This window comes from Planococcus sp. TJ-307 (genome assembly GCF_058268435.1).
This window is the reverse complement of the sequence record NZ_JBZDOJ010000003.1, coordinates 262132-274173: the sequence shown is the minus strand read 5'-3', so window position 1 is coordinate 274173 and position 12042 is coordinate 262132. Positions and strand designations below refer to the sequence as shown.

General features: G+C 35.7%; 12 protein-coding genes. 11 read left to right on the top strand and 1 reads right to left on the bottom strand.

What is annotated here, in order from left to right:
- Nucleotide 1 precedes the first annotated feature (1 nt).
- Entirely contained in the window at nucleotides 2-688 is a 687-nt protein-coding gene (locus tag AC4EHK_RS12935; RefSeq protein ID WP_490979200.1) for a hypothetical protein, read from the top strand.
- 282 nt (nucleotides 689-970) lie between these two features.
- Complete coding sequence (locus AC4EHK_RS12930; protein ID WP_490979199.1) at nucleotides 971-2260, top strand: nucleotide-binding domain-containing protein; 1290 nt, start codon at nucleotides 971-973, stop codon at nucleotides 2258-2260.
- A 36-nt stretch (nucleotides 2261-2296) separates the two neighbouring features.
- Here AC4EHK_RS12930 and AC4EHK_RS12925 read toward each other — a convergent pair whose 3' ends face one another.
- Nucleotides 2297-2791, bottom strand: a complete 495-nt coding sequence (locus AC4EHK_RS12925; RefSeq protein ID WP_490979198.1) for a Pycsar system effector family protein — start codon at nucleotides 2789-2791, stop codon at nucleotides 2297-2299.
- 544 nt (nucleotides 2792-3335) lie between these two features.
- Here AC4EHK_RS12925 and AC4EHK_RS12920 point away from each other — a divergent pair.
- From AC4EHK_RS12920 to AC4EHK_RS12880, 9 genes are all read left to right on the top strand, one after another.
- Complete coding sequence (locus AC4EHK_RS12920) at nucleotides 3336-4055, top strand: hypothetical protein (RefSeq protein WP_490979197.1); 720 nt, start codon at nucleotides 3336-3338, stop codon at nucleotides 4053-4055.
- Between the two features lie 343 nt (nucleotides 4056-4398).
- Entirely contained in the window at nucleotides 4399-5628 is a 1230-nt protein-coding gene (locus tag AC4EHK_RS12915; protein ID WP_490979196.1) for a DUF1572 domain-containing protein, read from the top strand.
- A gap of 155 nt (nucleotides 5629-5783) precedes the next feature.
- Nucleotides 5784-6014, top strand: coding sequence for a macro domain-containing protein (locus tag AC4EHK_RS12910; RefSeq protein ID WP_490979195.1), 231 nt, complete (start codon nucleotides 5784-5786; stop codon nucleotides 6012-6014).
- A 424-nt stretch (nucleotides 6015-6438) separates the two neighbouring features.
- Nucleotides 6439-7230 carry a hypothetical protein gene (locus AC4EHK_RS12905; protein WP_490979194.1) on the top strand — a complete coding sequence of 264 codons (792 nt, stop codon included), beginning with the start codon at nucleotides 6439-6441 and terminating at the stop codon, nucleotides 7228-7230.
- A 137-nt stretch (nucleotides 7231-7367) separates the two neighbouring features.
- Nucleotides 7368-7565, top strand: a complete 198-nt coding sequence (locus tag AC4EHK_RS12900) for an ABC transporter permease subunit (RefSeq protein WP_490979193.1) — start codon at nucleotides 7368-7370, stop codon at nucleotides 7563-7565.
- A gap of 436 nt (nucleotides 7566-8001) precedes the next feature.
- Nucleotides 8002-9351 carry a PQQ-dependent sugar dehydrogenase gene (locus tag AC4EHK_RS12895; RefSeq protein ID WP_490979192.1) on the top strand — a complete coding sequence of 450 codons (1350 nt, stop codon included), beginning with the start codon at nucleotides 8002-8004 and terminating at the stop codon, nucleotides 9349-9351.
- A gap of 285 nt (nucleotides 9352-9636) precedes the next feature.
- A complete protein-coding gene (locus tag AC4EHK_RS12890; protein WP_490979191.1) occupies nucleotides 9637-9963 on the top strand; it encodes a hypothetical protein in 327 nt (108 codons plus the stop codon).
- Nucleotides 9964-10259: 296 nt separating this feature from the next.
- Nucleotides 10260-11207, top strand: a complete 948-nt coding sequence (locus AC4EHK_RS12885; RefSeq protein WP_490979190.1) for an alpha/beta hydrolase — start codon at nucleotides 10260-10262, stop codon at nucleotides 11205-11207.
- 67 nt (nucleotides 11208-11274) lie between these two features.
- A complete protein-coding gene (locus AC4EHK_RS12880; protein ID WP_490979189.1) occupies nucleotides 11275-11973 on the top strand; it encodes a DUF4085 family protein in 699 nt (232 codons plus the stop codon).
- Nucleotides 11974-12042: the final 69 nt, after the last annotated feature.

Sequence of the window (12042 nt, the reverse complement as noted above, 5' to 3'; positions counted from 1 at the left end):
AATGGAATTTTCTTTATTAGAGAATGGACTAGATTCACTAAAAAAATCGAAAAACGCATTAGAAAATTTCGATAAATTACATGAAGAAACTGCATATCATTACTTAAAAGATTCAATAATTTTCTTTCATCATTCTATGGAAATATTGTTTAAATACGTTTTATCTTCAAAGAGTGAAGTTTTAATATTTAAAGACATAAAATCATATTTAGAAGCCAAAAAACAGCTATACAATGAGAGAAAGAAGTTTGTTGGGTTGAAACCTGGTGAAGGATTTGGAAAAAACAGAAATACTTTATATAGTGTATTTGATGTGGAAAAAGGCGATAAATTAAATACTATCAATCTTTTGGAAGCACTCGAAAGGTTAGAATTCTTATGTGATATACCTTTAGAGGAAGATCTTAAGGGTACGATAGAATATGTTAACGGTTATCGAAATAAACTAATGCACCACTCTTTGCTCTTGGAACGAGACGATATAAACATACTACTCCAGAGAATGAAATTTGCTTTTCAAAAAGCACTATTATTTTTTGAAGAATTCATACCTGGCATAATGCATCAAATTGACCAAGAATTTTTCGAATTAACTAGAGAAGAGTATGAAGAACATCAACGAGACATGGAAGCTTATTATCATGAGAGAGCAATGAGTGATATTACATTGAATGATCTTGAAGGATGAATGTGCATATAGTTTCCTTAGGAAAGAACCAATAAGTAAGTGTTCACAAGAAACTTTTTATAGGTTTTCAGCTAACCTATATCAAAAAAATTATAGAACAGCTAGGAATGAATTGCTATTTACAGCCTGGCTAAGTTGAATATAGCAATTGATGTAAAATATCTATCCACCTAGACTGTTTTCCTTACGATTATTAGTTTGGGGATAATTTATGGAATGAAAGTAATTAAGAAGACATTGTTTGAATTTTTTCAGTAAACAAATTTAAAGTAGGGGGAAATTATGGAGAATTTGAATGATATTTTCGATAATCTTTTCTATAGTCATTTAAGTGAGGGATTACAAAAGGAAGCAAGATCAACATATTTTAGTAAAAGCTTAATATCAGAAAGTTACCTCCCTTCCCATATGTCTAGCAGCAACTTAGCGGAATTATTCGGTAAAAATAAATTGCCATTCTCTAATAAAATTGGTACTCATCCTGATTTTATAGATTTAAAAGAAGATGAAACTAGAAATCAATATATGGTTTCTATGTTCTTAGATATTTCAGGTTCAACAAAGTTAGGATTAAAATTTCCACTAGAAAAGGTATTACTGTATAAAAAAGCAATATTAGAATCAGCAATAGAAATATTTCAAGTATTTGACGCACATATTCATCGTTTGCAAGGCGATGCAATTTTTTCGTACTTTGGTCACAAAGAAATGAAGAAATCTGATGCAATAATAAATGCTTTAAATGCTGCTTCAATGATGCAAGCTTATAACAAGTCAACACTCACCAAATTTTTTGAAAAGAATAATCTAGAGCCCTTGAAACTAAGGGTTGGGATTGATATTGGCGACGAACATCAGGTTCTGTGGTCAACATATGGAATTAAAGAAATATCGGAAGTTACGTCGACAAGTATTCATACTGATTTAGCGGCAAAACTACAATCTAAAGCTTCTCGCAATTCTATTATGATTGGGGAAAATGTACTGACATATTTAGATTTACCTGATGAATTTATTGAATTTAAAATAAGACAAAGTAATGGCATTCGTTCAGAAGAGAAGTACGTTATTCAAGACAGTACTTTAAACAAACGTTATCAAATGCGAGTCTTCTCTTGGGAAAAGTATCTAAATAGTTTTACCTTCTTGCCGAAAACGGAAGAGAAAAGTTTTAAATACGCTTCACAAAAAGATTTTGAAATTAAGTGCTTTGTGAAGACAGGTGATCTTTTAGAAGAATATAGAGCTAATTCAAGTGCTTTAAATAAGAAATGTGATATAGAATTTCACCTAATAAATAAAAACATAAAAGAAGATTATAAGATTAAATGGTTTGTAAAAAACAGTGGAGAAGAAGCTGCTTTAGCAGAACAGATAGAAAAATTTGAAATGGAGAGTTATAACAATAATAATAAATGCTTACAAAGCACTAAATATAACGGACATCACTATATGATTTGTCAAATTTTAAATGCAAATGGCGAAATAATTGCTCGGGATAAGTTTGGCGTTTACATTAATGATGATTCTAATAAAATGGTGGATTTATATGAAGAAGTAAAATCTTCCTAAAAGAGCCACTGCATATTGACATGCAGTGGCTCTTATTTATCCTAATATCCAACAAGTACCGCAAATTATTATTCCAATAATGGTGAAGATGAATCCTGTTTTTAAATTTTTATATTTTTTTATACAAACTTGAGCAAGACTATGATTTTGATTTGCCATTTCATTTATAAATTCTTCGTAGTTAAGAGAATTAATTTTTCTCACATATGAACTACCATGTTGAAAATTACCAATCCCTCCCCAGGACATATAATATTGAGAGGAAGTAGGATATCTTGGCCAAATAATATTAAATCCTAATATATAGACTGCCACTAATAAGGAAAAAAACCCAATAAATAAAATATACTGAGTGAAATCCAACCCTTTAAAACCATTCTGTTTTATTACGTTTGCAAAAAATCCAATTAATAATAAATTTAGGCTCAACACAACTCCTGCTTTAGTATCCGCAAATTTTATATAATCCCCAATGTATACCAAATTATGCTTATGGTAGTCGTAAAGTCTTTTTTGATCAGAAATATTCAATTTCACACCACCTAGATAAAAGTAATTTATTATTTTTTAAAAAAATTTATATATTAATTCATGCCATAAACTATGACTTAACTTTCTTACTTGTTGATCTTTTAAGTCATCTTATAAAGAAAAATATTCTAATTCTAAGTTATCCCAACAAGCTTTAGTAATCTTACTAGAAATCTTGAAGCATTTATAATCAATTCCGATAAAACATTTTTGAGTATTAACATCTTTTTCTAACTTAGATGCAACATTAAGCTGTGTACTTTTGTAATTTATACAAGGTACGTCTCATTTCTTATAAAGCTCATTACAGTATTTTCTCATATTAATTCCAAAAAAGCTCGACCACGTAAAAATAGGAAATGTAGAACCGCTCTCTTTTATTTAAATCCAATCAAAATTATGAAGAGCATAAATAAAGACTTTGCGAAAACCGCTTAAATATATCCAAAATTCTTAATAAAAATTAATGAAGCCAATGATGACATATTTTATTATTTTCAGTAATATTCTTTTTATAGCGAAATTCATTCTTAGGAGGAAATCTATGAATCAAAGATTAAGCAATAATTCAAGAGAAGATGAATCAATTCTAAAATATATGGTAGAAAGTGATCTTAAATTAAGTAGAGAATTTTTACCAAAAGATGCTATAGATGAAATGCCAGGGGTTATTTGTGTATTTGATTTAGCTGGTTCAACTTTAAGTTTGAGAAAAAGAGATTCTATAAAATATGTAAAAAAATTGAAAAATATTTTTAATGATTTAACCAATATTATATACGAAAAGGGAGGGGTTGTGGAAAAATTTCCAGGAGACGGAATAAGCTTTCACTTCTTTACTAGTATGTTTGAAGGCGAATCAGATTATAAAGAGAATGCTTGTTCCTCAGCTATTAGGGCAGCTTTTAATGCAATTTTAAGTATGGATCAAATTTTAAGAAATAAATACGATTTAAAAAGAACGGAGTACAGATTTACTGCAGTTTACGGAAAAAATACAGTAATTACTTACATAGGTAACGAAAAGCATTATGAATTAATATCGATTGGTCATGGAGTAAATGTTGCTCACAAGTTAGAAAAAGAATTAGAGCCTAAAGAATGCTTTATAGGAGTGGATTATACTTTTTACCAAGTTTTAAATACAATTGTAAATGTAGGAGATAAGGTGAAATTCGAAGAATATGAATTGCCAAATGCATTAAGGTTTTATCAGAAAGCCAAAATACAGTATCATTCATGGTACGGTATAAAGTCTATTTAAAATGAAATATTTAACAAGCCTGAAGAAATCGCCTCCCCGTGTCAAACCCAATTCAATTTATTAAAACCGCCTCCCTGTGTTGAACACAATTCAAGACATACAATAATCCTGCATAAGAAAACGGGTAAATCAGGAGTAGAAAGAATTCCCATTGGATTTATATTACAAAGGGAAGTATTCATAATTGAGCGGCGCACAGGGACCAAATGGGAACTGCTGGAATTAAATAGATAAAAAATAGAGCTTTTCAGGAAACTGGAAAGCTCTTTTAAACTCTTTGTGAATAACATCAATGATAAAATAAATCGTATTCAAAAAGCTCAAAAGAGATGAGGGATAAAGTGTGGAAAATTTCTTTCCGATAGCAGCAATTTTGGTGATTTTGTTAATTGTTCTTTTTATCTATCTTAGTAGAAAAAAAGTGACCACATCAGATGCTAAAAAAACACCAAGTCAAGAAAGTAGAGCAGAAATCATTAACGATGAATTAGCTATAGAAGAAGATGCTTATGAAAAATTCATGCCACAAGTTACAGAAGTTCAAAACGAAGAAACGGTAAAAAGCAAATACAAAAAAATTGAAATACCTGCAATTTTGAAGACAGACATCCAGCAGACCCTTGCAGCTGGGTTAATGATTATCGAAGATTATAAAACGTATAAGGTGGAATTTAGCCCTGAGATTGTAAAAGGTTTGAAAGATAAGAGCATGACTCTGATTGAAAGAGTAGACGGCAAAGGATACCTCCCTGCCGTAAAAAAAGAAGGCGTAAAAGGTATTTATAAGCAAGGAATATTATTGAAAAAAGTTAATCCAGGAATGATTGCACACGCGAGTTTTGGCCTCTTAACAGCCGTTGTCGGACAACAACAATTGGCTGAAATCCAAAGTTCATTAAAAAGTATTGAAAGAAAATTAGATGTCATCATTCAAAATAGAAATAATGACTTTGCTGGGAAAATCGAATCGAGATTTAGTTATTTTAAAGAAGTAATAGAACGTTTCCGGAGAAATGGCATCACGCTTGGGGGAGTGGAGGACCATAAAATAGAAGATTTTTATGCAGACACTCTTCAAGATTTGAAAGTTCTAATGAAAGATCTTAAAGCAATTGGAGCAAGTATTGAAGAGTTGAAGGAATATGAAAATATTCGTAAATGGGGTGAAGCTCCAGTGAAAAGGGAGTATGAAAAACTCATTGAGCAGTTCAACAATAAACAAGAACTTGTCCTTTTAAACGTGAAATTTATTGAAGAATGTTACGAGCCTTATTTAAGCACGATAAGAAATCATCAGGAAGTAAATGTTAAATCTCAAGCCTTAGAGGATTTGATTGTTGAAAACAATTCAATTATCAACAATATTGAAAAAAAAGTCAGAAGCATTGAAGAAAATTATAAAGTGAAGGTCAACTTCGGCATAAAAGCCATGAAATACCGGAACTTGGAGAGCTTAAAAGAACTTGCTCCATTAAAGATCAGCCAGCAACATGCTGCAGTTCAAGAAATTCCGTCTGAGATACTAGTAGAGATGTCTGATGAAGGCAAGGTATATGCGTATGTGCCGGAGTAAAGGTTTACGGTTCAAAATAAGTTAGTTTGTGAAAGTTCTAAAACATCTGAAAGGAGGCATACATGCCACTGGAAATCATGCAAAATGACATCACGAAAATGAAAACGATGCAATTATCAACGCTACGAACTCTGGCCTGAAAATGGGCCAAGTATATGCGGTCCATATTCAGTGCAACGGAACCTCAAGCATTACAAGAGGAATGCGACCGTATTGGCCATTGTGCTGTGGGAGAAGCGATATATACGGACTCTTTTCCGCTGACTGCTGACATTATCATCCATACGGTGGGACCAGTTTGGGAAGGTGGTGCTAATAATGAAGAAGCTATGTTATGGAATTGTTACCGCAACTCCCTAGAAACTTGCCCATCAACTCTGTTATGAATCGATCTCATCTCCCTTCATCTCGACCAGAATCTTAGGTTATCCGAAAGCACTGGCTTTACGGATTGCCATTTTAGAAATAGAAGCATTTCTGATAGACCACGAAATGCATACATATCTTATTGTATTCGACAAGTAGTCTTTTTGAATCGTTTAAGACCTCTACCAGTCGATTACCGCTTTTATTAATGAAAGTGAAGTGACGGCACTGGAGAAGAGGGATAACCGATATCGGAGGTAGGTGAGCCAGAAAATGGCTGGTATATTCATGTTAAGGAAACAACAGAGTGGGATCTCAACTGGAACTCAGTTTGGATGATGTCGTTAAGGGCATCGAAGAATTGTTGTATTTTTATAGCAACTTATAAGTGGTTATAGTTAATCAGTAAAAATAGAAGAAATGTGATGATATATAAAAGGAAGAGTGATTGAAATTTCTCTACATTTTAAACGAATTTCAAATGGATTTATAAAAGGCAACAGGTTGTCGTGGATTAGAAAATTTGGCAGTGCGGAAATGAGTTTTATACTTTTAACTACCCTATATCCATTAGTTTTTATATTTGGATTAGAAATATTCTATATTATTAACACTGCTATATTAATTTCTATTATTTTGTCTGTGCGTGATAATAAAACTCTTTATCATAATGATTGGAGTTTGCTGTGCAAGTGTGTACTTATCTGTTCTATTATAATTCAAGTTAGTGGATTATTTTTTATATTTATTTTCGTTAATATAGGTGATAGCAATGTACTTTTGTCAGTTATAACGTTAATCGGGTTGTTGGCTTATATAAGTCTAGTTATTGCATTTATTTTAGGCTTAGTAAACTTCCTTTTTTATGTTTCTCTTAAAATTATGTTTCCACATGAAAGCGAGACGACTATAGAAAATCAGAGCTTCACTTTCATAGAGATATCCCCATTTATGAATTTACAGCACCAAGTAGCATATTTTATTTTATCTATGGTTCACTTTTCAATATATTTAATTTTTGTTGCATTTGTTCTTGGTTCCATTACTAAGATTATTAATAAAGAAAGCGATAATGAAATTATCAAGAAACTAGAGATTTGGATTGTTAATTCTGATTTGATTTCGATAGGCAATGCTCTGGGCTTAATTTCTGTAATTATAACTTTACTAACTATTACAGTTCCTTTTCAAATGAAAATTATGAACAAAGCATATGAGAAATACAATGATGAATAAGCCGTATCCAGAAACCTCAATGGTTAACGGATACGGCTTTCGTATTTTTATCTCAAAAGGTAAATATTCATGATTTTTTACACAGGGGCAATTTGGGGACTGCTGGAAATAATGATATTTGGAAGTTCAGTGTAATTGTGGCTTTATTCCTGTGGTTGGGTACGGCAAGGCTGATCCGTTCGTTGGCACTGCAGGAGAAAGAGTTTGATTATATCAATGTTTCAAGAACCTTTGGGAGTAATCCGGTCAAAATCATATTTTCACAGAGGATTCCGAACTTGGTGGATATCATCATTGTAAACGGAACATTATCACTCGCTGAAAATATGACATAGAGTCAGGGCTGTCTTTCCTCAGCTTCGGTTTCCCTGAAGACTACCTGTCACTTGAAACATTGCTTTCTTATGCGCCCCAGACTCAGGCACTGCAATACAGATGGTAGGTATGGCTACCGGCAGCATTGAGGATCTATGTGACATCGTCGAAGCATTACGCCCTTTAGAGAATGCGAGACAAAGACAGGCTAAATACATAACAAAAACCAGCTACTCCGGTTGGTGTCTTTTATCAAGTAATTGTTACAAGAATTTAGTAAATGTCACAGAAAAGTAATATTTTTGTTTTATTTGGAGTAAATCCGGGTATATTACTTCAAAGGCGTTTCATAATTTCAGTTTATTTATGAAAGTCTTACCTAATTTTGTAACTGGGCTTTAGGGTACTGAATTTTAACATCTCCAGTTTAATAGTTTAGAAAAGGGAGGAAAAATAATGACGAAAGTTTCGTGGTCAAGATTTATGTTATTTACAATGCTGATCTTTGTATTGGCTTTGGCAGCATGCGGCAATGATGATGCTTCAAACGAAGAATCACCTGCTGATTCGGATGCTACAACAGAAGAAGAAAGTGCTGAAACAGAAGAAGGTGTTGACGAGGGCACTGAAGACGCTGAAGAGGGCACTGAAGAAGCCTCTGATGGAAGTGCAGAATCTCAACCAAAAGTTACTGAGTTTGAACCGGCATTTCCAGAACAAACAAGAGCACCTGCAGTAGTGACTGAAACAGAACTTAATGAAGAAGTTATTGCTGAGGGTCTTGGCGTGTCTTGGGGGATGGCAGAGTTTGAACCAAACCGCTTGTTTGTAACGCAAAGAGATGAAGCAGAACTTCTAATTGTCAACCTTGAAGATGGCGCTGTTTCAGATCCAATCGAAGGTACACCAGAAGTAAATAACGAAGGTCAAGGCGGGTTGCTGGATGTAGCCGTTGCCCCTGATTTTGACGAATCAAGAATGGTATTTATGACGTATTCTGAAGATGCTGAAGATGGTACTGTAACGGCTGTCGGTAAAGGTGTTTTATCAGAAGATGAAGCGTCACTGGAAAATTTTGAAACGATCTTCCAAGCGACACCAGCATATGATGGCGACTTGCACTATGGTGGACGTATTATCTTTGATGAGGATGGCAACCTATTCTTAACAACGGGTGAGCGTTCAGATGATCCAATTCGCGAACGTGCACAAGACTTGGATGCATACTTGGGTAAAGTCATTCACATTACACAAGATGGAGAAGCAGTAGAGTCGAATCCATTTATTGAAGATGAAGACGCACTGGATGGCATTTACAGCTATGGTCACCGTAATATTCAAGGTGTGGATTTCCACCCTGAAACAGGAGACTTATGGATTGTTGAATTCGGTCCACAAGCTGGGGATGAACTGAATATTGTTGAACCAGGCAATAATTATGGATGGCCAATTGTTTCTTATGGTATCGAGTATACTGGCGAATTAATCAATGGTGGTGTTTCAGAACACGAAGCGCAAGGCTTTGTTGAACCAAGATATTATTGGGATCCGACAAGTGCGCCAAGTGGTAGTTCATTCTATGATAACGACGCAATTCCTGAATGGGAGAACAACTTGTTCATCGGCGGTTTAGTATCGAGCTATATTGCACGTGTCGTTATTGAAGATGACACCATCGTTGGAGAAGAACGTCTATTAACTGATGAAGGCGAACGTTTCCGTGATATTCTTGTCACTGAGGATGGCGCGCTTATTGCAGCCACTGATGGCGGTAAGATTTATCAGATTTCTGCAGCAGGTGAATAAAAACGCACCCCTTTGTCAAAAGGAATTTAGTTTATTAAATACGATTGCATGAAGAAGAAGCTGTATCCAGAAACCTCAATGGTTGATGGATACGGCTTTTGTGTTTTTATCTAAGAAGTCATTGACTGTGATGAAGAACTTAATGCTAGTATGTGAGCTATCCAAAATCACCACCTTAGTTGCTGAATGAACTAAATATTCTAACTTTTTTAATCTTTTCACTAGGAATCGAACGTAAGTTCTGTTATATTAAATGCATACCACTATGGAATGAGGTGTATTTCGATGGTGCTTGCAATCAAAGAAGTGAACGGATTTGAAAAAGGAAAGAAATATACTAAGGAACTTGAGTTTGTTTCTTGCTTTGAAACCGAAGAATATCGAGTAATTGCTTTAATAGATAGAGATGACCATGTTTTTTATTGGACAACTACAGAAGATTCGCTTGAATATCGAAACTTCCGCAAAAAAGCTACTTACGCATTTAAAGTTAGCTATATTTCTACCATAGTCGGTCCTTCCAGACCTAAGGTCATTATTGCAGAATTGGATGATGTAACAGCTGAAAACGGCATGTATGGCAAGGCAGAGCAATATAAATTAAATGCTTAATATATATTTGTAAAAAGAACCTTGGCATGCTCAAGGTTCTTTTTGTTTAGATATATAAATGGTAGTCTTTCCATCAGGGATTTGAGATTACTTTTTTCTGTAGTGTCGAGTCTTATACATGTAGGTTTTCTTGGAACATTTGACAAAATAAACTAAGATTCATACCCTATATCTCCCTGCACTCTTTGCATTAACATTTAGAGTGTGGTATTTTTGTATGTTTACCCGCATAAATTGGAAAATGCGGTGCTTCCAGGGAAGCGAAATGAGTGATTTTAAAAGAGGGAGATTAATAGATGAGTAAGTTTTCGATTGTGGCAATTAGTTTATTGGCATTTATCATCATCGTTCTTGCCTTTGCCGGGGATTTTTTTTATGGCGAAGCGGTGCAGCGAGGGACTGAAGTTGAACTTTATGAAGAAGAAGAGGTCCCAGTGACAATTGCCCTTGAAGATGAACAGATTATCGAGGAGGCGGCTGAATGGTACGAAGAGCAGGAATTTGAAACGGTCTCTATCCTTTCATATGACGATCTTAGGTTGGAAGGTGACTTTTTGGAGAACGAAGATTCCAGTGGGAAAGCCGTGATCCTTTCACATGGCTTCCGCGGAAACAGGGAAGATATGAAAAATTTTGTTCAGTTTTATTATGACCAGGGATTTGATGTTTTACTTCCCGATGCTCGTGGCCATGGGGAAAGCGAAGGGGATTATATTGGTTTCGGCTGGCACGACAGGCTGGATACAAAGCACTGGACCCAGCTGCTCATTGATGAGGAAAACAGCAGCGATATTTTTCTTCATGGCGTTTCAATGGGAGCAGCATCCGTATTGATGACGAGTGGCGAAGATCTTCCTCCAGCAGTAAAAGGGATTATTGCTGATAGTGCTTATACGTCAGCGGCGGATATTTTATCTTATCAGCTCGAGTCGATTTACAATCTGCCGGCGTTTCCGCTCATTCCAATCACTAGCGGTATTACAGAACTCAGAGCGGGTTTCACTTTTAATGAAGCTTCCGCGCTCGAGCAAGCCGCAAAAAACACGCTTCCTTTGTTTATCATTCATGGAGATGCGGACGAACTCGTTCCGACGTCGATGGCAGAAGAACTGTACGAAGCAGCAGGCGGCAACAACCTGTTTTGGTCAGTTCCGGACGCCGGACATGTTAAAGCCTATACGATAGCCACTCAGGAATACCAGGAGCGGCTGAAGAAATTTATTGAGGATAATATGGAGGAGTAATTTGTATGAAATGGGAGTCTGCTTGGGAACGGAAAGGCGCATATTCATATGTCAGGAGGCTCAATAGATGAAGTATTTCACGAAAGATTGGTATGACGAAATGCAGGTTTCGGGTTTTCTCGTATTGCCCGAGTCAGAAGAGGATTGGGAAGAGGAATTGGAATATTACCAAAGGCAAGGAGAGGATTTGCGGGAACTGAACTTACGCAATCTGGACGATATGCGGGAAAGTTTGCTGCGCTACTTGCCGGAAACTTTTCATCCGTATATCCACGACGGCACGCTGGTGACCGAATACCCGACGCCGGAGCTACGCATGCTCGTCAATCGATGGGAACGGGATTACGAGCGGCGGATGGAAGAGCTTAGTGACCGGTATATGCAGCATTTCGAATCGATCAAAGCGGAGCTCCCGCTAACTGCAGTCGAACTGATGGAGAATGGCTTGCACGATGCGGTCGTCCTTTCTGTTGAAAGACCATCTGAAGATCAGCTGGTCCTGACGCTCGACTGCAGCGGAGGTTTTCATTACTTCACGGATGTCCGTTTCACTTTTGAAGGGGTCACCTATTCAAACGTTCCGGCTGATTTCAAAGGTGCATGGTGGTTGTATGATGAAATTTACAAAGTGGACGGTGGCTTTGAGCTTCATACCTTGTTCGATTCCCCAATGAGCGAGACTGTAATTTGCGCGCGCGATGTGAAAATCGAGCCGTTGAAACTGCCGCTATTGCGCCGGTTACAGAAATGGTATAGAAGAAGGTAAGAAACGAGTCTTTATGTAAAACGTGTTTTAATTTATAAACTGCCATACCATGTGAATAAGCCGTATCCA